A 22,780-nucleotide genomic window follows, 5' to 3' on the forward strand; every position below is an offset into this window, starting at 1 on the left:
CAGACACCGATGTGCCCCGCGAAAGCAAGCGCCGCCATGAAGCGAAAGATCATCCCGCGCTTCGACAATTCGATTGATATCGAAGGATAATCGCAAAATCGGGCCTATCTGAGCCGCAAAATTCCCGAGATAACTGAGGATGACCCATGCAAACAACTTCGCCCAACATTCGCGCAGTCGCGGGGCGGCCGGAACAAGCCCACTCCGACAACACGTCATCCCGTTCGCCGCTCGCGACGGCGCTGGCGCTTGCCGCCATGAGCCTCGGCCTTGGCGTGGTGCAGCTCGACATCACCATCGTCAATACCGCCCTGAGCAGCATCGGCGCCTCGCTCGGCGGTAGCGTCGCCGAGCTGCAATGGGTCGTGACCGCCTATACCATCGCGTTTGCCGCCTTCATTTTGACCGCCGGCGCGCTCGGCGACCGTCTCGGCGCCAAACGGATTTTCATGGCGGGTTTTGCGATCTTCACGTTGGCGTCGCTCGCCTGCGCGCTGGCGCCGTCGGCGGTGTTCCTGATCGTCGCGCGGTCCGTGCAGGGCCTGGCGGCGGCGATCCTGGTGCCGAACTCGCTGACGCTGCTCAATCACGCCTATGCCGATCCGAAGGAGCGCGGCCGCGCGGTCGGCTTCTGGGCCGCAGGCGCGAGCGTCGCACTCACCTCAGGGCCGTTCGTCGGCGGCGTGCTGATCGCGCTGGTTGGCTGGCGCTCGATCTTTCTGGTCAACCTGCCGATCGGCGCCGCCGGCCTCTGGCTCGCCTGGCGTTATGCCGAGGAGACGCCGCGGCTCTCGCAGCGCGAAATCGATCTGCCGGGCCAGATCGCGGCGATCACAGCGCTCGGCACGCTGGCCGGCGCCCTGATCGAGGGCGGCAGGCTCGGCTGGAGCCATCCGCTCGTCATCGTGGGCTTCGTGGCGGCGGCCGTAGTCGGATTCCTGTTCGCGTGGCGCGAGGCGCGCGCGCCACAAGCGATGCTCCCGCTCTCGCTGTTTGCCCATCGCATGTTCGCGCTCACCGCGCTGGTCGGGGTTCTCTTCAACATCGCCTTCTACGGCCTGATCTTCGTGCTGAGCCTCTATTTCCAGAATATCCGTGGCTGGTCGCCGTTCGCAACGGGCCTCGCCTTCGTGCCCATGATGGCCATGGTGCTGCCCGCCAACCTCGTCGCCGCGTCGGTCAGCGAACGCCTCGGCGCGCCGCAAACCATCGCGCTGGCTTCGGTGATCACGGCCGCGGGCTGCGTTGCGCTGCTGCCCATGGCCTCAGACACGAGCTACTGGGCGATCGGCGCTCAGCTCCTCGTCCTTGGCGGCGGGCTCGGCCTGCTAGTGCCGCCCTTGACCTCGACGCTGCTCGGCAGTGTAGATAAGTCGCGATCTGGCATCGCCGCGGGTGTGCTGAACGCGACGCGGCAGACCGGCAGCGTGCTTGGCGTTGCCCTGTTCGGCTCGCTGGTCGGAGGGGGCAACGAGTTCATTGCGGGCGCGCATGCCTCGCTTGTGATTTCGGCCGCCGTGCTGCTCGCAGGCGCGATCGCGATCTCCTATGGCCGCGCGAGGGAACCGCGGTGAGGGGCAACAGGGCCGGGTCTTCAGGTCTTGCACCGGTGGTGGCACCGCGCGGGAGCTGGAGCCTGACCCTGGGCTTGATCGTCGCGACGCTGCGCGAGCGGCGCCGCCGCCACGTGGGACGCCGCGAGCTCGCGAAGTGCGACGAGCGGACACTGCGCGACCTCTGCATCGATCCTGGCGTCGTCAACCACGAGGTGTGCCAGCCGTTCTGGCGGCCCCCTCGCGATTGGCGAGATTGATGGCGACGGCAAGATAAAAGCGACGATGTCGCCCCGCGCCGTCGGGGGTCGTAAGTGTTTGTCTGGACAGTGTTTGGCATTGCAGCGGCACCATATGAAGCCGCGGCCACGATTCGAACTGGCCTGTCCGTACTCAGCGCGTCCTTCGCACCTGCAATAACTCAAGCTGTGACGACGTCAACAATCGCGCGCCACGGTGCATTCGCGCGCTTGACAAAATTCGGCGACAGGGTGAACATACGCTCAACACGTGGGCATATGCTCAACGTGGCTATGGGAGGTTACCTTGAAAAACGTCCTTCGCGCCGTTGCGGGCGCCGCTGCCCTTTTGTTATCCGCCCCCTCGCTTGCCCAGACCACGCTGACGATCGCGACGGTCAACAACAGCGACATGATCCGCATGCAGGGGCTCACCAGCGAATTCACCGCCAAGAACCCCGACATCACCGTGAAATGGGTGACGCTCGAGGAGAACGTGCTGCGTCAGCGCGTCACCACCGACATCGCTACCAAGGGCGGTCAGTTCGACGTGCTGACCATCGGCACATATGAAGTGCCGATCTGGGCCAAGAAGAGCTGGCTGGTGCCGCTCGACAAGCTCGGCGCCGACTACGACGTTGGTGACCTTCTGCCGAAGATCCGCGACGCCGTCTCGGTCGATAGCAAGCTCTACGCCGCGCCGTTTTATGGCGAGAGCTCGATGGTGATGTATCGCACCGACCTGTTCGACAAGGCCGGCCTGAAGATGCCGGACAGCCCGACCTGGGACTTCGTGGTCGATGCCGCCAAGAAGCTAACCGACAAGTCGGCCGGCACCTACGGCATCTGCCTGCGCGGCAAGGCCGGCTGGGGCGAGAACATGGCCTTCCTGACCGCGATGTCGAATTCGTTCGGCGCGCGCTGGTTTGACGAGAAGTGGGAGCCGCAGTTCAATTCGCCGGAATGGAAGAAGACGCTTGAGACCTATGTCGACCTGATGAAGCAGGCCGGCCCTCCCGGCGCCTCTTCGAACGGCTTCAACGAGAACCTCGCTTTGTTTAGCGCCGGCAAGTGCGCAATGTGGATCGACGCCACGGTGGCGGCGTCCATGGTGACCAACCCGAAGGATTCCAAGGTTGCCGACAAGGTCGGCTTCGCGCTGGCGCCCAACACCGGGCTCGGCAAGAACGCCAACTGGCTGTGGGCGTGGAGCCTCGCGGTCCCCGCCGGCTCCAAGAAGGTTGACGCGGCCCAAAAGTTCATCGCCTGGGCGACCAGCAAGGATTACTCCAAGCTCGTCGCGGACAAGGAAGGCTGGGCCTCGGCACCTCCCGGAACGCGCATCTCGCTCTACAAGAACCCCGACTATCTGAAGGTGGCACCGTTCGCCAAGATGACGCTGGCCTCGATCGATGCGGCTGATCCGAGCCACCCGACCGTGAAGCCGGTGCCTTATGTCGGCGTGCAATATGCGGCGATCCCTGAATTCCAGGGCATCGGCACCTCGGTGGGCCAGCAGTTCGCGGCTGCGCTCTCGGGCAACACCTCCGTGGACGCCGCGCTCGCGGCGGCGCAGATCTCGACCGAGCGGGAAATGAAGCGGGCGGGCTACATCAAGTAGCGCAAACGAAAAGCCAAGACGCAATGCGGACTAGCGCCTTGGCCTTCTGACCAGCTCAATCCTCCCGAGCTGGGCCACTCGCGACCATCCTGTTCCGCAACGGGATGGTCGCACTTTCCCAAAAGGAGGCGGAGATGGCGACCCGGCAGACCCAACTGCTCGCGCGAACACTGCTCACTCCTGCCGTGGCGCTGCTGTTCATCTGGATGATCGTGCCGCTCGCGCTCACGATCTATTTCTCGACGTTGCGTTACAACCTGCTCGATCCCGGGTCCGAAGCGTTCGTCGGCCTCGAGAACTTCCGCTACTTCCTGACCGATCCGGCGTTCCTCGCCTCGCTGCAGAACACACTGGTGCTGGTCGGCTCGGTGCTCGCGATCACGATCCTGCTCGGCGTGCCGCTGGGCCTCTTGCTCAATCAACATGTGGTCGGGCTCGGTATTGTGAGGCTGATGGTGATCGCGCCGTTCTTCGTGATGCCGACCGTCAGCGCGCTGGTGTGGAAGAACCTGCTGATGCATCCGGTGTCGGGCCTGTTTGCCTGGATCGCGAAATTATTCGGCGCGACGCCGATCGACTGGTTCACCGACGCGCCGCTGCTTGCGGTGATCCTGATCGTTTCCTGGCAATGGCTGCCGTTCGCCACCCTGATCCTGCTGACCGCCCTGCAGTCGCTCGATGAAGAACAGAAGGAGGCGGCCGAGATGGACGGGGCGAGGGCGATGTCGACCTTCATCTACATCACGCTGCCGCATCTGGCGCGCCCCATCACGGTGGTGATCCTGATCGAGACCATCTTCCTGCTGACGGTGTTCGCCGAGATCTTCGTCACCACCGGCGGCGGCCCCGGCCTGCAAACCACCAACATCGCCTTCCTGATCTACTCACAGGCGTTGATCCAGTACGATATCGGCAGCGCCTCGGCTGGCGGCCTCGTCGCCGTGGTGATCGCCAACATCGTCGCCTTCTTCCTCGTTCGTATCGTCGGCCGGAATCTGGAGGCGTAACGTCATGGCACGGATGGTCACGACACAGAACAAGGTGATCTCGACGGCGGCGGCGTGGCTGGTCGGCTTCCTGATCTTCTTCCCGATCCTCTGGATGGTGCTGACGAGCTTCAAGACCGAACTTGATGCCTTCTCGATCCCGCCGTCGTTCCTGTTCTTTCACTGGACGACCGAAAATTACGTCACGGTACAGGAGCGCAGCGACTATCTCCACCATGCGCTCAACTCGATCATCATCGCGGGCGGATCCACATTGATCGCGATGGTCATCGCGGTTCCTGCGGCGTGGTCGATGGCGTTCTCGCCGACCAAGCGGACCAAGGACATCCTGCTCTGGATGCTGTCGACCAAGATGATGCCGCCGGTCGGCGTGCTGGTGCCGATCTACCTGATCTACCGCAATTTCGGCCTGCTCGACACCCGCGCCGGGCTGGTCTTCATCCTGTGCCTCGGCAATCTGCCGATCGTGATCTGGATGCTGTTCACCTATTTCAAGGAGATTCCGAAGGACATCCTTGAAGCTGCGCGAATGGACGGTGCCACCATCGGACGCGAGCTCATCTATGTGCTGACGCCGATGGCGATACCGGGGCTCGCCTCGACCATGCTGCTCAATTTGATCCTGGCCTGGAACGAGGCATTCTGGACGCTGAATCTATCGACGCTCGATGCCGCGCCGCTCACCGTGTTCATCGCATCCTATTCGAGTCCGGAAGGGTTGTTCTGGGCCAAACTGTCCGCGGCGTCGACACTCGCGATCGCGCCCATCCTCGTGCTCGGCTGGTTCAGTCAGCGGCAACTCGTCCGCGGTCTGACCTTCGGTGCGGTCAAGTAGCAGAAAGGCTTTTGCCATGGGTCAGATTACGCTGCAGGGTGTGCAAAAATCGTTCGGGCCGGTCCACATCATCAAGGGGGCCGACCTCGATATCACCGACGGCTCCTTTGTCGTCTTCGTCGGACCGTCCGGCTGCGGTAAGACCACGCTGCTGCGGCTGATCGCGGGGCTCGAAGACGTCACCGGCGGCGCGATCCTGATCGATGGACGCAACGTGGTCGACGTGCCGCCGGCCAAGCGCGGGCTGTCGATGGTGTTCCAGTCCTACGCGCTCTATCCGCATATGAGCGTGCGCGGCAACATCGCCTTTGGCCTCAAGATGGCCGGGTTGCCGAAGGACGAGATCAACCGCAAGGTCGAGGGCGCCGCGTCGACGCTCAATCTGACACCGTATCTTGATCGCAAGCCGCGCGAATTGTCCGGCGGCCAGCGGCAGCGTGTCGCGATTGGCCGCGCCATCGTGCGCGAGCCGAAGGCGTTCCTGTTCGACGAGCCGCTGTCGAACCTGGACGCCGCACTGCGGGTGCAGATGCGGCTTGAGGTGACGCGGCTGCAGAAGCAGCTCGGCACCACGGCGGTCTACGTCACCCACGACCAGGTCGAGGCCATGACCATGGCCGACAAGATCGTGGTGCTGAACGCCGGCAAGATCGAGCAGTACGGCTCTCCGCTCGAACTCTATGAGAAGCCCGCGAACCTGTTCGTCGCCGGCTTCATCGGCTCGCCCAAGATGAATTTCGTCACTGGCGAGCCGGCGAAACAGCAGGGCGCCACCACCATCGGCGTGCGGCCCGAGCATCTGAAGGTCGAACCGAACGGGAAGGGCGGCTGGCCCGGGACGGTCGCGGTTGCCGAGCATCTCGGCAGCGACACCTTCCTTTATATCGACGCCGGACCGCTCGGGACATTGACGGCGCGCTATGTCGGCGAGCTCGGCCTGCACCCGGGCGACAAGGTGTCAATGATCCCGGAACCGTCGCGGGTCTATCGTTTCGACGACAGCGGAAAATCGATCCACGCGTAAGACGCGGACGAGGGTTGGATACGCTCAGGCCGGGGCGACGCGCCCGCTGTTCGCGGGCACAGGCAAAGGAAGAAGAAAATGTATCTCGAGAAGTTCAGATTGGACGGCAAGACCGCGATCATCACCGGTGCGGGCCAGGGCATCGGTCTCGGCTGTGCCGAGGCGCTGGCCGAAGCCGGCGCCAAGGTCATCATCGGCGATCGCGACGCCAAGGCCGCCAATGACGCCAGGGCGGAGCTGAAGGCCAAGGGCTTTGACGCCGATATCGCCGTGATGGATGTCACCGATTCCAAACGCGTGTCCGAGGTCGCGGACGAACTGGTCAAAAAGTATGGAAAGGTCGACATCCTCGTCAACAATGCCGGCATTGCCCGCAGCGAAACGCCGGCCGAGACCGTGACCGACGAGCATTGGCTCAATGTCGTCGACGTCAATCTGAACGGCACGTTCTGGTGCTGCCGGGCCTTCGGCAACCACATGCTGAAGTCGAAGTCGGGAACCATCGTCAATGTCGGCTCGATGTCCGGTTTCATCGTCAACAAGCCGCAGGAACAGTGCTTCTACAATGCGTCCAAGGCCGCAGTGCACCACCTGACCAAATCGCTGGCCGCCGAATGGGCGGCGCGCGGCGTCCGCGTCAACGCGGTGGCGCCGACCTATATCGAGACGCCGCTGAACGCCTTTGTGAAGAACAGCCCCCGGATGTATGACGCCTGGATCGGCGGAACTCCGATGGCCCGGATGGGCCAGGTCGACGAGATCGCCTCCGTCGTTCTGTTCCTCGCCTCCGAGGCCGCCAGCCTGATGACCGGAAGCATCGTTTTGGTCGATGGCGGCTACACTTGCTGGTAAGCTCGCGCCGAAGCTAGAGCATGCTCCGGAAAAGTGGCGACCGGTTTTCCGAAAAGAGCATGCTCAAAACGTAGAGCGCGACTATGCGGCAAGCCTATATCGGGGTGGACGTCGGGAGCACCAGCGCCCGGGCGGGGGTATTCGACGAGGCCGGACAATTGCTGGGCGCGGCCCGGCATCCGATTCGCGTCTGGCATGAGACCGGCGACATCGTCGAGCAATCGTCCGAGGACATCTGGGCGGCCTGCGTCGCTTCCGTCCGCGGTGCGATGCGCGAGGCCGCGGTCGCGGCCGAGCACGTCAAGGGCGTCGGCTTCGACGCGACCTGCTCGCTCGTGGTGCTCGACAAAACGGGGCGGCCGCTCACCGTCAGTCCGTCGGGCGATCCTGCGCGCAATGTCGTGGTCTGGATGGATCATCGTGCGATGGACGAAACCCAGTTCGTCAACGCAACCGGCGATCGTGTGCTGCGCTACGTCGGCGGCGCGATCTCGCCGGAGATGGAAATCCCAAAGATCCTCTGGCTGAAGCGGCATCTGACCGCGACCTTCGATGCCGCGGGGCATTTCTTCGACCTTGCCGACTATCTCTCGTTCCGCGCCACCGGCTCGCTGGCACGGTCGACCTGCACGGTGACCTGCAAATGGACCTATGTGGCCGGCGAGGGCGGCTGGAGCGAAGCCTTCTTCAGGCGGGTTGGGCTCGAGGATCTCGCAGCCGATCGTTTCGCGCGGATCGGCACCGAGATCGTCCCGCCCGGGTCGCCGCTCGGACGGGGACTATCGGAAGACGCCGCCCGCGATCTCGGTTTGATGCCGGGGACGGCAGTCGGCGCCTCGCTGATCGATGCCCATGCCGGCGGGGTTGGCGCGATCGGCGGTCGCGACGGGTCCGGTGCCGACGTCGATGTCTGCCAGCGGCTCGCCTACATCATGGGAACGTCGGCCTGCATCATGGCGACGACAGTCGAGCCATGTTTTGTGCCCGGCGTCTGGGGGCCGTATTTCGCAGGCATGGTGCCGGGCTTCTGGCTGAACGAGGGTGGTCAGTCCGCGGCGGGTGCTGCGATCGATCATCTGCTCCGCTCGCATCCGGCGCATGCCGAGATTCTGGCTGCGGCGAAGAGCGACGGCGTCGATGTCATCGAGTTCCTCGAGAAGCGCATCCTTGCGCGCGCGGGCAACGCCGGCGCCGCGGCGCTGCTGGCGCGCAACGTTCACGTGCTGCCGGAATTCCTCGGCAACCGCTCGCCCTATTCCGATCCGGGATCGCGCGCCGTGATCGCGGGACTCGATCTCGATACCGACGCGTCGGCGATGGAGCGGCTGTTCATCGCCGGCCTGTGCGGGCTCGCTTATGGCCTTGCCGATGTCATCGACGCCTTGCAGGCCCACGGCGTCGACGGCAAGACCATCGTGATCGGCGGCGGCGCCAGTCGCAGCCCGCTGGTCCGCCAGATCATGGCCGACACGACAGGTTACACCGTGGCGCTGCCGCAGACCCAGGAGCCGGTGTTGCTGGGCGCTGCGATGCTGGGTGCCGTCGCAAGCGGTGCGCACAACTCGATCAATGCAGCGATGGCCGGCATGTCGGCTTTGGGCCGATTGAGCGAGCCGACCAGGCCCGAGATGGCCGAGTTCCACCGCCGGAAGCGCGGCGTGCACAAGATGCTGCGGGAGGTCGATCGCAGCACGCGCGAGGCGATGAAGCGGGCGCCCGGCGAAGCACTATCGACTTAGGACGTTTTGAAAGATGCTGCTGAGTTGCGGAGATGCGCTGATTGATTTCCTGCCGTCGAAGACGGCAGATGGCCGCGAAGCGTTGACGCCCGCGGTTGGTGGCTCCTGTCTCAACATCGCGATCGGCTGTGCGCGGCTCGATGTCCCGACAGGCTTCGTCGGCGGCATCGCTAACGATACGTTCGGCAAGATGATCGCCGATCACGCGCTGAATTCGGCGGTGGATCTTCGTTTCGCGACTCGAAGCGATCGCCAGGCGACGCTTGCGTTTGCGCGCGTGACCGGAACCGAGACCCAATACGCGTTCTATGACGCTGACACCGCGTCGCGAAACTGGGTCTATTGGCGTGATGCGATAGCGCTCGGAGGCGTTGAATGCATTCACACCGGCTCGACAACGCTGGTTCATGACAGGGGCGCGGCCGAAACACTGGCTCTCATCGAGGACGCCCGGCCGAGCGCGACGATTTCGCTCGATCCGAACTGCCGGCCAAACCTGGTCAAGGACAAGGAGGCCTATCGCGCGCGGATGATGACCTTCTGCGGCAAGGCCGACATCGTAAAAATGTCCGACGTCGACTTCGCCTATCTGTTCGGCGACGAGCCATATGCTGACAGGGCGGAGAAACTGCTTTCGGACGGCTCGTCCCTCGTCGTCGTGACACGCGGCAACCACGGCGCCTGCGCCTGGCCTCATCAGACGGGATTGATCGAGGTCGACGCGCCCGTAGTCAAGGTGGTCGATACGATCGGCGCCGGCGATAGCTTTCAGGCCGCTTTGCTGGCCGCACTGCATCGGCTCGGGCGGATCGACCGGCAGCGGTTGCGAGACATCACCGCGGCCGAGCTCAAGCGCGCGCTGTCCTTTGCCTGCAAATGCGCCGCCTTCACCTGCACGCGCGCCGGTGCCGATCCGCCGCGCAGCCGCGAGCTACCCGTGGATTATTGGTAGGCCATGCCATCCGACGGCGCCGGATGCGGGCCTCAGATCCGTGCAACCACTTTCTCCGCGCTCTTGAGGAAGGTCCGGATCAGTTGGGACGAGGAATCCCGCCGCCAGCACGCCGCGATCTCGATCGTGTCGGCGGCGTCGAGGAAGGGACGAAACACGATGCCGGGCGGCGCTCCCAGTTTGGCGCAGGCCGGCAGTATCGAGAGACCTTCCCCGGCGAGAACAAGACCGAGTGCCGAATGCACGGTTTCAACCCGGCTGGCGATCGGCATCACGACCTGATGCCGCCGAAGTAACGCCGCCACCGCGGACGAGGTCGGCTCTTCCTCCGGTCTCGGCAGCGCGATCAGAGGGCGTCCCTGCAATTTGTCGACGGGCACGGCGGTGAGGCGCGCCAGCGGTGAGCGGGCCGGCACGGCGAGCATCAGCTTTTGCGTGCCGATCTGGGCCAGTTGGATCTCCGGGTGATGAATCGCCGGCATGCAGAGCGCGACGGCGACGGCACGGTCGAGCAGCAAGGGCTCGCGCGTCGACGCACTCAGCTCGACGAAGTCGAGATCGACGCCCGGTAGCGACCGGCGCAATTCCGGCACCAGCTGCGGCAGCACGGCGCTGGCGAGCACGAACATGTATCCGACAGACAACCGTCCGCGCCGCCCGGCCGCGACCGCACGCGCCGCTTCAACACCTTCGGCGGCGAGCGCGAGCGCTTCGCTCGCCCGTGACATCAAAGCGAGGCCGGCTTCGGTCAAATCCATGCCGCGCGTCCCGCGGCGAAACAGCGGCGTGCCCAGTTCAGCCTCGAGCTTTCGGATTTGCACGGAGAGCGGCGGCTGCGCCATCCGCAGCCGTTCAGCCGCCTTGCCGACGCTGCGCTCCTCAGCCACGGCCACGAAGTAACGAAGCCGACGGAGATCCATAGGCATACCAAAAACGTATGGGTTGGTCTTCAAATTCGTATTGGACGGCGAGTTAACAGGAGTGTCATTCTGGCTGTCAATGCCGTCGCTCTTGCGAGGCGGCCTTGACGGAGAGTTCTCGACGATGAGCGGCGATCCTTGCTTTCTCTCTGCGACCGAGCTTCGCGCGCGCATTGCTCGCAAGGACGTCTCGCCCGTCGAGATCACCCGCGCCGTGCTGGCCCGGGCCGAGCGGTTGCAGCCGGAATTGAACTGCTTCATCACACTGTGCGGCGACGAAGCGATGGCGCAGGCCAAGGACGCCGAGCGCCAAATCATGGCCGGTGCGCCGCTCGGCCTGCTCCATGGCATTCCCTTCACGGTCAAGGATCTCGTCAACACCAGGGGTGTGCGGACGACGTTCGGCGCGGTGCCGTTCCAGGACAATGTGCCCGATCACGATGCGGTGGCGGTAGCTCGATTGCGCGCGCAGGGTGGAATCCTGATCGGCAAGACCACGACGCCGGAGTTCGGCAGCAAGTGCCTCACCGACTCGCCGCTGTTCGGCCGCACGCGCAATGCGTGGAGCGCTGACCGCTCCAGCGGTGGCTCAAGCGGTGGCGCGGCGGTGGCGGTCGCAAGCGGCATCGCGCCGCTGGCGGTGGCGAGCGATGGCGGCGGGTCGACACGGATTCCGGCCGCTTGCAATGGCGTCGTCGGCTTAAAGCAAAGCAACGGCGTGATCCCGCACAGCCAGGTGCAGGATGCCTTCGGCAACCAGACCTATGTCACGCCGACCACGCGTACCGTCGCCGATACCGCGCTGATGCTGCAGGCGATGGCGGGCGAGGACGCCTCCGATCCCTGGTCGATCGGCGTGCCGGTGCCGGACTATCCAGACGTCGCCGCGCCGCGCGGCGATCTCAAGGCTAAGAAAATCCTGTTCTGCCTCTCGCCGCCGGGACGTCCGGTGACCTCGGACGTCGCCGCTGCGTTCAAGGCAAGTCTCGATCGGTTGGCCAGTCTGGGTGCCGAGCTCGAGGAGTTTTCCGGCGAGGGCTTTGATATCGAGCCGATCTGGCGCGCGATCAACCACACCGCCTGGCGCACCCGCTTCGAAAAGCTCGCGGCCGATCATCCCAACAACCTCAGCGCAACGTTCCTCAAACAGCTCGCGCTTGCCGAGAAGGTCAGCGGCGTCGATTACCAGCAGGCCATGTTCGATCGCACCGCGCTGTTCCGCCGTGTGCAGTCGATGCTTGCAACTGCCGACTGGCTCGCGATGCCGACCCTCACGCGCACTGCGCTGCCGATCGACCAGGACCTGTTCGGCACCATCGATATCGACGGGCAGATTTTTGACAGCGTGCGGCCGCACTGGTTTCCCTGGACCATGCCCTTCAACATGACCGGGCACCCGGCGATCAGCCTCCCGGCCGGCTTTGGCCGCGACGGCCTGCCGATCGGCCTGCACCTCGTTGGGCGCTTCCGCGACGATGCCGAGCTTTTGCGCGTCTCGGCGCTGTTCGAGGCCGCGAGCGATCTGCTCGGCCGCTGGCCGGCCTGATGTCATGCGGGGCTTGCTTTCGGCGGCGAACATGTTGAAACGTGCGGGTCCATTCACTGAATCCGGAAGCGCATGAGCGTATTCGTCCTACGGCGGATCTTGACCCTGGTGGCGACGCTGTTCGCCGCCTCGCTGATCATTTTTCTCGTGCTCGACGCGCTGCCCGGCAATGCCGCCCAGATGCTGATGGGGGCGGACGCGTCACCCGATGCGGTGCGTGCGCTGACCGTCAAGCTCGGGCTCGATCAGCCGCTCGCGCTGCGCTATTTGCTCTGGATCAAGGGCATGGCGGTCGGCGATCTCGGCAACAGCTATGTCTACGGCACGCCGGTGGCCGGATTGATCGCGGAGCGGCTGGTGCTGACCATTCCGCTTGCGATCATGTCGATGTCGATCTCCGTCGTGCTGGCGCTGACTGCCGGCATCTACACCGCCGCCAACCATAACAAGCTCGGCGACGTCGGCGTGATGTCGCTGACGCAAGTTGGCATCGCGCTGCCGAACTTCTGGTTCGCGATCCTCCTGATCCTGCTGTTTGCGGTGAAGCTGCAATGGCTGTCAGCCGGCGGATTCGCCGGCTGGGACGACGGCATATGGGCCGGCATCCGATCGCTGCTGCTGCCGGCGATCTCGCTCGCCGTGGTGCAGGCCGCGATCCTCGCCCGCGTCACGCGTTCGGCCGTGCTCGAGGTGCTGCGCGAGGATTTCGTGCGCACCGCGCGCGCCAAGGGGCTCGGCAAGCGCGAGGTGCTGTGGCGTCATGTGCTGCGCAACGCTATGATCCCGGTCATGACGGTGATGGGCCTGCAATTCGCCAATCTCTTGGCCGGCACGATCGTGATCGAGAACGTGTTCTATCTGCCGGGGCTCGGCCGCCTCATCTTCCAGTCGATCGCCAACCGCGACCTGATCGTGGTGCGCAATTGCGTGATGCTGCTGGCGGCCATGGTCGTGACAGTCAACTTCGTGGTCGATGTGCTCTATGCCTTCATCGATCCACGCATCAAGGTGGCTAACCTGTGAATACGCCGCTGACCGCTGCGGCCGGCGAGCCGGCGATTGTTCCCGGCGCCAGACCGGCGATCGGCTTCTGGCGGCGCGCGATGCGCCATCGCAGCTTTGTGCTCGGCGCTGTATTGAGCCTGCTGGTGCTGGGAGCGGCCCTGCTGTCACTGGTCTGGACGCCGTGGTCGGCCTACGACATCGATGTCGCCGCAAAGCTGCGGCCGCCGTCGGCCGCGCACTGGCTCGGCACTGACGTGCTCGGCCGCGACATTGTTTCGCTGCTGCTGGTCGGTGCCCGCGCCACCATCATGGTCGGAATCATCGCTGTCGGCATCGGCCTGACGTTCGGCGTTTGTCTCGGCCTGGTCGCGTCCGCCCGCAAGGGCTGGACCGAAGAGCTCATCATGCGGCTGAGCGACTTCACCTTTGCCTTTCCGGCCGTGCTCTCGGCGATCATGCTCGCCGCCGTGGTCGGTCCGGGCATGGTGACCTCGATCATCGCCATCGGCATCTTCCAGATTCCGACCTTTATCCGCGTCACCCGCGGATCGGCCAATGCGATCTGGGCGCGCGAATTCATTCTCGCGGCGCGTGCCGCGGGCAAGGGCAAATTCCGCATCACCATCGAGCACGTTCTGCCCAACATCCTGTCGATCCTGATCGTGCAAGCGACGATCCAGTTTGCGCTGGCGATCCTCGCCGAAGCTGCGCTGTCCTATCTCGGGCTCGGGACACAGCCGCCGCAACCGTCCTGGGGACGCATGCTCAACGACGCGCAGACGCTGCTGTTCCAGTCGCCGATGCTTGCGGTCTATCCGGGTGTGGCGATCGCGATCGCCGTGCTCGGCCTCAATCTCCTCGGCGACGGGCTGCGCGACCTGTTCGATCCGCGGCTGGCGCGGGAGCGATGATTGTGAACGACGCCAACGCACCCCTGATCGAAGTCAAGGATCTCGGCATCCGGCTCAACACCAGCCGCGGTCCGGCACAGGCCGTCCGTGGCGTCAGCTTTGCACTGAGGCGCGGCGAGACACTCGGGCTGGTCGGCGAGTCCGGTTGCGGCAAGTCGATCACCGCGCTCGCTTTGATGGGCCTGTTGCCCGACAGCGCCGTGGTCAGCGGCAGCATTCGGCTCGAGGGCAGCGAGCTGGTGGGGCTGCCGGATGCGAGCTACTGCAAGCTGCGCGGCAATCGAATCAGCATGATCTTCCAGGAGCCGATGACCGCGCTCAATCCGATGCACACGATCGGGCGGCAGGTTGCCGAGCCGCTGCGGCGTCACACCGGCTGCTCGGCGGCGCAGGCGCGGAAAGAGACCATTGCCTTGCTCGATCGCGTCGGCCTTCCCGACGCTGCCAAGCGCGTCGACGCCTATCCGCACCAGTTCTCCGGCGGCCAGCGTCAGCGCATCACGATTGCGATGGCGCTGGCCTGCCAGCCCGACGTGCTGATCGCCGACGAGCCGACCACCGCGCTCGACGTCACGATCCAGGGACAGATCCTCGATCTGATCGCCGATCTCGTCGCCGAGCGCGGCATGGCGATGATCCTGATCTCGCACGACCTCGGCGTGATCGCCGAGAACGTCCAGCGCATGATGGTGATGTATGGCGGCACCGTCGTCGAAAGCGGCGTCACCAATGCCGTGTTCACGCGGATGGGGCATCCCTATACCCAGGGCCTGTTCCGCGCACGGCCACGACTTGGAGCAAAGAAGGGGACGCGGCTGACGACCATTGCCGGCACGGTGCCCGAGCTTGCCGATTTGCCGGCCGGCTGCACCTTCGCCGATCGCTGCGCGATCGTCGAGGCGGGTTGCCGCGCGGCACTGCCAGTCGTGGTGGATGTCGGCGCCGGCCATGGCGTGCGCTGCGTCAGGACGGATGTGTCGATGGCTGACGCGGCCGGAGTGCTGAGCGCATGACCTTGCTCGACCAGTCACCGTCCGCGCGCGCCGCGCCACTGCTCGAGGTGAAGGACCTCGTGCAGCGCTACACGCTGCCGCGCGAAAGCCTGTTCAAACCGGCGCCGCAGGTGCACGCGCTCAACGGCGTCACGGCTCAAGTGGTGTCGGGCAAGAGTCTCGGCGTCGTCGGTGAGTCCGGTTCGGGCAAGTCGACCTTCGCGCGGGTCGTGATGGCGCTGGAGCGGCCGTCGTCGGGGACGGTCGCGCTGCTGGGGCGCGACCTGAACCAGATGCCGGCCGACGAACTCCGTCACGCCCGGCGCGATTTCCAGATGGTGTTCCAGGACCCTTATGGCTCGCTCGATCCGCGGCAGACCATCGCCCGCATCGTCGCCGAGCCGCTCACGGCGCTGGGGCGAATGGACGGGAGCAGTTTGCGCGATCGCGTCGCCAAGGTGCTGCGGCAGGTCGGGCTGCGCGACGCCGACATGGACAAGTTCCCGCACGAATTCTCCGGCGGCCAGCGCCAGCGGATCGCAATCGCGCGGGCGCTGATCACCCAGCCGAAGCTGATCGTCGCCGACGAGCCGGTCTCCGCGCTCGACGTCTCGGTGCAGGCGCAGGTGCTCAATTTGATGCAGGACCTGCAGGACGAGTTCGGTCTGAGCTACGTCCTGATCAGCCATGATCTCGCTGTCGTCGACCTGCTCTGTGACGAGATCGCGGTGATGTATCTCGGCCGGATCGTCGAGCAGGGGCGTTCTGAAGATCTGTTCGCGCACTCCGCCCATCCCTATACCCGCGCGCTGCTGGAGGCGGTGCCGCGTATCAGGGCCGGCGGCGTCCGCCGGCGCCGCGGGGCGCAGGCGATCGCTTCGCAGTCGACGGGTGCGACGGGGTGCCCCTATGCGTCGCGCTGTGTCCTGGCCGACCAGCATTGTCGCGAGACCGCGCCTGCGCTACGGACAGTGGGACAAGCCCATCTGGCCGCGTGCCACCACGCCGAGGCCGTGATGACGCTGCCGCCGGCGGCGGCTGAGTGAGGTTAGTATTTTGTGCGGGACCGGCCTAAACTGGTCGCGCAATAGGTCCGGAGAGCAAGCGTATGTTGAAGAGATTGACTGTTTTCGCCGTGGCCGCCGCATTCGCCGCGGTGCCGCTGCCGAGCCTGGCGCAGGGCAAGAAGGACGGCGTCGTCGTGGGCATGACGCTAGAGCCGCCGGGGCTCGATCCGACCAATGCGGCTGCCGCCGCCATCGCCGAGGTCACGCTCTATAACCTCTATGAGACGCTGACCAAGATCAATGAGGACGGCTCGGTGTCGCCCTTGCTGGCCGAGAGCTGGCAGGCCACGCCGGACCTGAAGACCTACACGTTCAAGCTGCACAAGGGCGTCAAATTCCACAATGGCGAGCCGTTCGATTCCGCCGCCGTGAAATTCTCCTACGAGCGTGCTGCAGCGCCGACCTCGACCAACAAGGACAAGAGCCTGTTCCAGGCCTTCGAGACGGTAACTGCGCCCGATCCGGAAACGATCGTGGTCGCGCTGAAATATTCCGAACCGAACCTGCCGTTCCTGCTCGCCCAGGCGTCCGCCTCGATCGTCGAGCCGAAGAGCGCGCCAACCGATGTCACCCAGCCGGTCGGCACCGGACCCTACACGCTCGGCGCCTGGGCCAAGGGATCGTCGATCACGCTGAACAAGTGGCCGGACTATCGCAACGCCGCCGCGATCAAGCTGTCCAAGGTGACCATCCGCTTCATCAGCGATCCTGCGGCGCAGGTCGCAGCACTGCTGTCGGGCGACGTCGACGCGTATCCGCGGGTCGCAGCCGCCCGCAGCCTGGCACAGTTCAAGGCCGATCCGCGTTTCAACGTGCTGGTCGGCGGCTCCAAGGCCAAGACCATCGTCGCCATCAACGAACGCAAGAAGCCGCTCGACGACGTACGCGTCCGCCGCGCCATCCTTGCCGCGATCGATCGCAAGGCGATGGTCGACGGCGCCGTCGATGGCTTCGGCGCACCGATCGGCAGCTTCTATACGCCGGGGTCGCTTGGCTATATCGACACCACCGATATCAATCCCTACGACCCCGAAAAGGCCAAGAAGCTGCTCAGCGAGGCCGGCGTCACCACGCCGCTCGAGCTGTCGCTCAGGCTGCCGCCGCCGCCTTACGCGCGGCAGGGCGGCGAAATCCTCGCGGCCCAGCTTGCCAAGGTCGGCATAACAGCCAAGATCGAGAACATCGAATGGGCGCAATGGCTGTCGCAGGTCTTCGCCCCCAACGGCCCGCATAATTTCGACCTGACCATCGTGTCGCATGTCGAGCCGTTCGATCTCGTGAAGCTGACCGAGCCCGACTTCTATCTCGGCTACCAGTCACAGGCGTTCAACGCGCTCTACAAGCAGATCACGGCGACGCCGGCCGAGGCCGACCGCGCCAAGCTGCTCGGCGACGCGCAGCGCATGCTGGCGACCGATGCGGTGGCCGGCTTCCTGTTCCAGCCGCAATGGATCACGGTTGCCAGCAAGAAGCTGAAGGGCGTGTGGAAGGAAGTCCCGCAATTCGAGAACGATTTCTCGACCTGGTCCTGGGAGTAGCTGAGTGCCCGGCGGGACGCAGACGCTCCCGCCGGCTACCTCCTGTTTCGATACCGTTACTTGACGCGCAGTCTCATTTTGATTGTTGCGCCGCAAAGAGTCTTGCGGCGTCACCACGTGATTGCGATGTGGTGAGCCCTTTATCCGGGCTGAATGGCGTGAATTTCCGTCTGCCGCGAGGATGACGCAGGTGCGCGTGCGGTTTGCGCTTCGCATTGCGCGCATCAGTTGTCTTTGCGCAAGACGGCGGTAAGGTGGAACCCGTCCATATTGCTTGCCGTCGTTTTGATTACCTATTGCAGTGCAAACAACCCAACGGTTGTCGCCTATGTAGGCAGCTCACCTCGGTCAGGTTTGGACAGGGTAGAAACAGAAACCATGCATAACGCTGCAACCAACAACCGCGGTGGGGAAACATGAAGAATGTGAAAGCGCTTGCGGCATTCGCCGCGGCGGTCGGCGTTGGCCTGTTGTCAGGCGCTGCCGTCGGACAGGAAGTCAAGCAGGACCAAAAATCCCAGATCGGCAATGCCAACGTCGCTCCGGTGACGCAGGAGCAGCTCAATGCGGCCGACAAGAACACGCGGGATTTCCTGCTGACCAACGGCAATTATGCCCAGACGCGTTTCTATCCGGGCAAGCAAATCGGCCGCGACAATGTGAAGAACCTGCACGTCGCCTGGATCTTCCAGACCGACGTCAAGGAATCGCTGGAGACATCCCCGATCGTCGTCGACGGCGTGATGTATGTCACGACGTCGTTCAGCCATGTCTACGCGCTCGATGCCAAGACCGGCCAGCAGCTGTGGCACTACGCCCACAAGATGGGGCCGATCACCACCTATTGCTGCGGTCCCAACAATCGCGGCGTCCAGGTGCTGGACGATCGGGTCTATCTGGCGACCCTCGATTCCAAGCTGCTTGCGCTGAACTCCAAGACCGGTGAAGTGGTGTGGACCACCAACATTGCCGATCCCGAGGCCGGCTACAGCGAGACGATGGCGCCGACCGTGGTCAAGGACAAGGTGCTGATCGGCACCAATGGCGGCGAATACGGCATCCGCGGCTTCGTGCGCGCCTATGACGCCAAGACCGGCAAGCAGCTCTGGAATTTCAACACCATTCCGGACAACTCCGTCGGCGTCTGGGCGACCAAGGACGCCACCGGTCGCGACATGCATCGCAATATCCAGGCCGAGAAGGATACGCTTGCCAAGATCGGCGATCCCTTTGCCAAGCTCGGCGGCGGCGTGTGGCAGAACCCTTCGGTCGACCTTGCGACCAACCGGATCTATTTCGTGGTCGGCAACCCGTCACCCGATCTCGACGGATCGAATCGGCCCGGCGACAACCTCTACACCAACTCGCTGGTTTCGCTCGATCTCGACACCGGCAAGTATGTCTGCCACTCCCAGTACATCGCCCATGACGTGTGGGACCTCGACGCGGTCAGCCCGACCGTGCTGGTCAACGTTAAGGACAAGGACGGCAAGACCATTCCCGGCGTCATCCATGCCGGCAAGACCGGGCACATCTATGTGCACGATCGCAAGGACTGCAGCCTGATCCGCTTCTCCGAGGCGATGGTGCCGCAGGAGAACATGTGGGTGCTGCCGACCAAGGAAGGCGCGCGGATGCTGCCGGGCGCCAATGGCGGCGTCGAATGGTCGCCGATCGCGACCGATCCGGGACAGGAGCTGGCCTACGCCATCAACCTGCACCAGCCGATGACCTATCACGTCGAAAGCTCGGCCTATCCGAACGGCAAGTTGTGGCTGGGCGGCGCCTTCAAGGTTATCCCGAGCGAGAAACAGTCGGGCAACATCACCGCTGTCAACTACAACACCGGCAAGATCAAGTGGCAGGTCAAGACGCCTGAGCCGATGATCGGTGGCATTCTCGCCACCGCCGGCGGCCTGGTGTTCTCTGGCGAAGGCAACGGCAAGTTCGCAGCCTACAACTCCTCCAATGGCAAGGAATTGTGGAACTTCCACGCCGGTGCCGGCGTCAATGCACCGCCGTCGAGCTACATGATCGGCGGCAAGCAATATGTCGTGGTCGGCGCTGGCGGTAACACCCAGCTCGATTTCAAGCGCGGCAACAACATCATCGCCTTCACGCTCGACTAAGAAGAAGAAAATAATGACTATGAAGCGGGACCCGGTCGGTCCCGCTTCCGTTTTCTCCGGCGGAAACGTCCATCCACGTCATTGCGAGCGAAGCGAAGCAATCCATCGCGCAGCGTACACGGAAACATGGATTGCTTCGCTTCGCGCGCAATGACGAGGCATAGTCTTTCGGGATCAACCGATGTTCGATAAACTTGCGATTTGCGGTGTTGCGCTGTTGCTGATTGCGGCACAAGCGCATGCTGAAACGATCGAGGACAAGGTCCAGATCTGCGCCGGGTGCCACGGTGCGGACGGCAAGCCGATCGACAAGACGATTCCGACGATCTGGGGCCAGCAGGCCGGCTATCTCTACATTCAGCTCCGCGACTTCAAGCGCGGCGACCGCAAGAGCGACATCATGCAGCCGATCGCGTCGCAGTTCGAGCGCGACGACATGCTGGCGATCGGCGAGTATTTCTCGCAGAAGCCGTGGCCCGATCTTGGCCAACCGCGCGCGCCCAAGGACGTCGCGGCGAAGGCGGTCAGTGCCAGCGGCTCGGTCGGGTGCCCGGCCTGTCATCTCGACCACTTCCAGGGCGACGGCACGGTGCCGCGCCTCGCCGGCATGGGACGCGATTACCTCGCCAGGACCATCGACGATTTCCGGACGCGCGCGCGCGGCAACAACCCTGGTATGTCCGACCTGATGCTGGCGACCTCGCCCGACGATCTCGCCGCGCTGGTGGACTATCTGGCGGGGCTCTGAGTACGCGCGCTGAGTTCCTCGCGCAGTGCCGACAGCACCGTGAGATCGGCGGCATGCTTGCCGGCCTTGTCGGTCAGCGCTGGATCTGCGCCACGCGCCAGCAACGCCTTGACGATCGCGGGATGATTGCCTTCGGCTGCGATCATCAACGCCGTGCGCCCGCGCGCATCGGAAAAATCGATCTTCGCACCGGCGTCGAGCAGATATGAGACGATGTCGAGCGCCTGCGCCTCCGCCACGGCCTCGTCAGGGCCCGAGGCCCACATCAACAGCGTGAGATCGTTGGCGTAGCGCGCGTTGACGTCGATATCTGATACCAGCAATTGCTTGACGATGCCGAGCTGGCCGCCGGCTGCCGCATACACCACCGGCGGCTTGCCGGTATCGTCAGCCTTGCGGCCGTCTGCGCCATGCGCCAGCAGCAGTCGCACCACCATGTCCCGGCCGGCATAGGCGGCAGCTGCGACCGGCGAGGCGCCGCTTTGTCCGGTGAGGTTGACGTCGGCGCCGCGGTCGATCAGCCGCTGCACGATCGCGACATGGCCGCGCTCGGCAGCAAAATACATCGCCGTCGATCCGGCAAGATTGCGCGCATCGACCGGCGCGCCGCGCCCCAGCAAGAGATCGACCATGTCGAGATGGCCGGAGCGGGCGGCGTGGCTCAGCGGCCGCGCGCCGAGCCGATCCCGCGCATCGACCGAGGCGCCCCGGTCGAGCAGCTCGGTCGCGAGGTTGAGGCAATCGGCGTCGGCGGCGGAGAACAGCGTCAGCGACACCTCGATCGCGGTGAACTGCGCCTTGTCGGTCTCGTATTTGCGGATCAGCTCGCGGCACCGCGCAGGATCCGGTGCGGCGAGGCTGCTGTGGATGCTGCCGGCGACAAGCAGCGCGGCGAGGCCGATGCGGCGATACAAGACGTCTTCCTCCGGCATGGCGCTGCTAAGCGCATTGTCATGTCGGTTCAAGGTCGCATGATCCTCCTCCGCTGCCAAGCTGCGTTGCGAAACTGAGCCGCGCAGCGAAGTTGAGCCGTGCAGCTTTGTCGTGCCGTGCCAGGACGCGGACTCATTAAGGCGTAGCCACAACCGGATTGACGCGAGTTGAACAAATCCAAGGTAGTTGGCGGCCAGCCTGTCGTAGCGCGTCGCCACCTGACGGAATTGCTTGATCCTGTTGAAGAACCGTTCGACCTGATTGCGAGCGCGGTGGAGGTGCGGGCTGAAGCAGATCGGATCGCTGCGATTGCTTTTCGGCGGGATGTTGAGTTCGTAGCGCATGATCGGCCCCTTCCGTCTGGTGGCTTGAATCATGGCTCGGCTGTCAGGCTCAACTGGTCGCTATGCACCCGAAAGCGGACCTACTATGTTTACCTTCAGTTTTGTCGTTCATGACCCGAACCGGACATCGGGCATTCGACTAAGGACATCAGACTTGGTACATTTCTTTTCCCCGATTGGCTTGTAAGGAACCGATTACGGTCCCGGCTTGACGGCGGCCCCCAACCGGCTCGGAAATGCCTATCAACGGTAGCGAAGGGAGCACGCACATGAAACTCAAAATGTTTATCGGTCCGGATGCCAAAGACATTGAACGGCAGGTAAACATTTGGCGTCGAGAATCGCCAAATTGCAGCATTATCAAGAGCGAAACAAACATCTCCTATCACACCATCCCGAACCTATCGGGGAACACTGCACTTCAACAAAGAATTTCAATCGCGATTTGGTATGACGACGACGGCACCGAAACACAGTCAGTGTCTTCTCCTTCACTTCCACCTCACCTCAGAAATTCGAATTAAGGGTATCGACCTGGTTCGGAGGCAGAGCTTTGGTCGCCTTTTGTGAAGGGTTTCGGATGCCGGCCGCATGAATGACGTGGCCGCGAGTTCGGCGGCCGGCGTCCGAAAGCCTCCAAGGGAGGAAAGCGCGCTTGGGGAACGTGCGGCGGTGCCGCAGGCGCTATGGCGATTTGAGCGCCACGGGTGAGCCGACTGATTGGAATCGCGCCGATACAACGAGATGTTCGGCAGTTGAGCGGCTGACCAATGAGCTGCGGATGGGGTCGCACGCGATGAATTGTCGGACGATTTGAGGCGACAA

Annotated in this window: 19 protein-coding genes and 1 pseudogene; 17 read left to right on the top strand and 3 right to left on the bottom strand. The window is 64.1% G+C overall.

Going from position 1 to position 22,780, the window contains the following annotated elements:
- Window positions 1–146: 146 nt before the first annotated feature.
- The 9 genes from UP10_RS17205 (at window position 147) to UP10_RS17245 (ending at window position 9,822) form a co-directional block, all read left to right on the top strand.
- Window positions 147–1,574 (top strand): MFS transporter, encoded by a 1,428-nt coding sequence (locus UP10_RS17205; protein WP_082077161.1) that lies wholly within the window; start codon window positions 147–149, stop codon window positions 1,572–1,574.
- 74 nt (window positions 1,575–1,648) lie between these two features.
- Window positions 1,649–1,813 carry a YjiS-like domain-containing protein gene (locus tag UP10_RS17210; RefSeq protein ID WP_197086837.1) on the top strand — a complete coding sequence of 55 codons (165 nt, stop codon included), beginning with the start codon at window positions 1,649–1,651 and terminating at the stop codon, window positions 1,811–1,813.
- A 286-nt stretch (window positions 1,814–2,099) separates the two neighbouring features.
- On the top strand, window positions 2,100–3,413 hold the full coding sequence (locus UP10_RS17215) for an ABC transporter substrate-binding protein (protein WP_044588504.1): 1,314 nt from the start codon (window positions 2,100–2,102) through the stop codon (window positions 3,411–3,413).
- 134 nt (window positions 3,414–3,547) lie between these two features.
- Window positions 3,548–4,420, top strand: a complete 873-nt coding sequence (locus tag UP10_RS17220) for a carbohydrate ABC transporter permease (protein WP_044540733.1) — start codon at window positions 3,548–3,550, stop codon at window positions 4,418–4,420.
- A gap of 4 nt (window positions 4,421–4,424) precedes the next feature.
- Window positions 4,425–5,255 carry a carbohydrate ABC transporter permease gene (locus UP10_RS17225; RefSeq protein ID WP_044540678.1) on the top strand — a complete coding sequence of 277 codons (831 nt, stop codon included), beginning with the start codon at window positions 4,425–4,427 and terminating at the stop codon, window positions 5,253–5,255.
- Window positions 5,256–5,271: 16 nt separating this feature from the next.
- A complete protein-coding gene (locus tag UP10_RS17230; RefSeq protein WP_044588505.1) occupies window positions 5,272–6,279 on the top strand; it encodes an ABC transporter ATP-binding protein in 1,008 nt (335 codons plus the stop codon).
- A 78-nt stretch (window positions 6,280–6,357) separates the two neighbouring features.
- The gene (locus UP10_RS17235) at window positions 6,358–7,131 is read left to right on the top strand and encodes an SDR family NAD(P)-dependent oxidoreductase (RefSeq protein WP_044588506.1); all 774 of its coding nucleotides are present in this window, start codon (window positions 6,358–6,360) and stop codon (window positions 7,129–7,131) included.
- 83 nt (window positions 7,132–7,214) lie between these two features.
- A complete protein-coding gene (locus UP10_RS17240) occupies window positions 7,215–8,870 on the top strand; it encodes an FGGY-family carbohydrate kinase (RefSeq protein WP_044588507.1) in 1,656 nt (551 codons plus the stop codon).
- A gap of 13 nt (window positions 8,871–8,883) precedes the next feature.
- Entirely contained in the window at window positions 8,884–9,822 is a 939-nt protein-coding gene (locus UP10_RS17245) for a carbohydrate kinase family protein (protein ID WP_044588508.1), read from the top strand.
- Between the two features lie 32 nt (window positions 9,823–9,854).
- Here UP10_RS17245 and UP10_RS17250 read toward each other — a convergent pair whose 3' ends face one another.
- The gene (locus UP10_RS17250) at window positions 9,855–10,742 is read right to left on the bottom strand and encodes a LysR family transcriptional regulator (RefSeq protein WP_044588509.1); all 888 of its coding nucleotides are present in this window, start codon (window positions 10,740–10,742) and stop codon (window positions 9,855–9,857) included.
- A 124-nt stretch (window positions 10,743–10,866) separates the two neighbouring features.
- Here UP10_RS17250 and UP10_RS17255 point away from each other — a divergent pair, with 124 nt between their 5' ends.
- From UP10_RS17255 to UP10_RS17290, 8 genes are all read left to right on the top strand, one after another.
- Window positions 10,867–12,288, top strand: a complete 1,422-nt coding sequence (locus UP10_RS17255; protein ID WP_044588528.1) for an amidase — start codon at window positions 10,867–10,869, stop codon at window positions 12,286–12,288.
- A 72-nt stretch (window positions 12,289–12,360) separates the two neighbouring features.
- Window positions 12,361–13,311 carry an ABC transporter permease gene (locus UP10_RS17260; RefSeq protein WP_044588510.1) on the top strand — a complete coding sequence of 317 codons (951 nt, stop codon included), beginning with the start codon at window positions 12,361–12,363 and terminating at the stop codon, window positions 13,309–13,311.
- Entirely contained in the window at window positions 13,308–14,204 is an 897-nt protein-coding gene (locus tag UP10_RS17265; RefSeq protein ID WP_044588511.1) for an ABC transporter permease, read from the top strand. Before UP10_RS17260 ends, UP10_RS17265 begins: the two co-directional genes overlap by 4 nt.
- Before the next feature lie 2 nt (window positions 14,205–14,206).
- Complete coding sequence (locus UP10_RS17270; protein WP_502692206.1) at window positions 14,207–15,217, top strand: ABC transporter ATP-binding protein; 1,011 nt, start codon at window positions 14,207–14,209, stop codon at window positions 15,215–15,217.
- On the top strand, window positions 15,214–16,242 hold the full coding sequence (locus tag UP10_RS17275) for an ABC transporter ATP-binding protein (protein ID WP_044588513.1): 1,029 nt from the start codon (window positions 15,214–15,216) through the stop codon (window positions 16,240–16,242). Before UP10_RS17270 ends, UP10_RS17275 begins: the two co-directional genes overlap by 4 nt.
- A gap of 62 nt (window positions 16,243–16,304) precedes the next feature.
- Window positions 16,305–17,801, top strand: coding sequence for an ABC transporter substrate-binding protein (locus UP10_RS17280; protein WP_044588514.1), 1,497 nt, complete (start codon window positions 16,305–16,307; stop codon window positions 17,799–17,801).
- Window positions 17,802–18,217: 416 nt separating this feature from the next.
- Window positions 18,218–19,930: a pyrroloquinoline quinone-dependent dehydrogenase gene (locus UP10_RS17285; RefSeq protein ID WP_044588515.1), complete on the top strand. Its 1,713-nt coding sequence runs from the start codon at window positions 18,218–18,220 to the stop codon at window positions 19,928–19,930.
- A 181-nt stretch (window positions 19,931–20,111) separates the two neighbouring features.
- Window positions 20,112–20,678: a c-type cytochrome gene (locus UP10_RS17290; RefSeq protein WP_044588516.1), complete on the top strand. Its 567-nt coding sequence runs from the start codon at window positions 20,112–20,114 to the stop codon at window positions 20,676–20,678.
- Here UP10_RS17290 and UP10_RS42095 read toward each other — a convergent pair.
- Window positions 20,660–21,610 carry an ankyrin repeat domain-containing protein gene (locus UP10_RS42095; RefSeq protein WP_245321770.1) on the bottom strand — a complete coding sequence of 317 codons (951 nt, stop codon included), beginning with the start codon at window positions 21,608–21,610 and terminating at the stop codon, window positions 20,660–20,662. The two genes, UP10_RS17290 and UP10_RS42095, sit on opposite strands and share 19 nt — an antisense overlap.
- A 144-nt stretch (window positions 21,611–21,754) precedes the next feature.
- A pseudogene (locus UP10_RS45835) lies at window positions 21,755–21,940 on the bottom strand (IS5/IS1182 family transposase); the annotation flags it as partial.
- Window positions 21,941–22,780: the final 840 nt, after the last annotated feature.

Source organism: Bradyrhizobium sp. LTSPM299 (assembly GCF_000938235.1).
Taxonomy (GTDB): domain Bacteria; phylum Pseudomonadota; class Alphaproteobacteria; order Rhizobiales; family Xanthobacteraceae; genus Bradyrhizobium.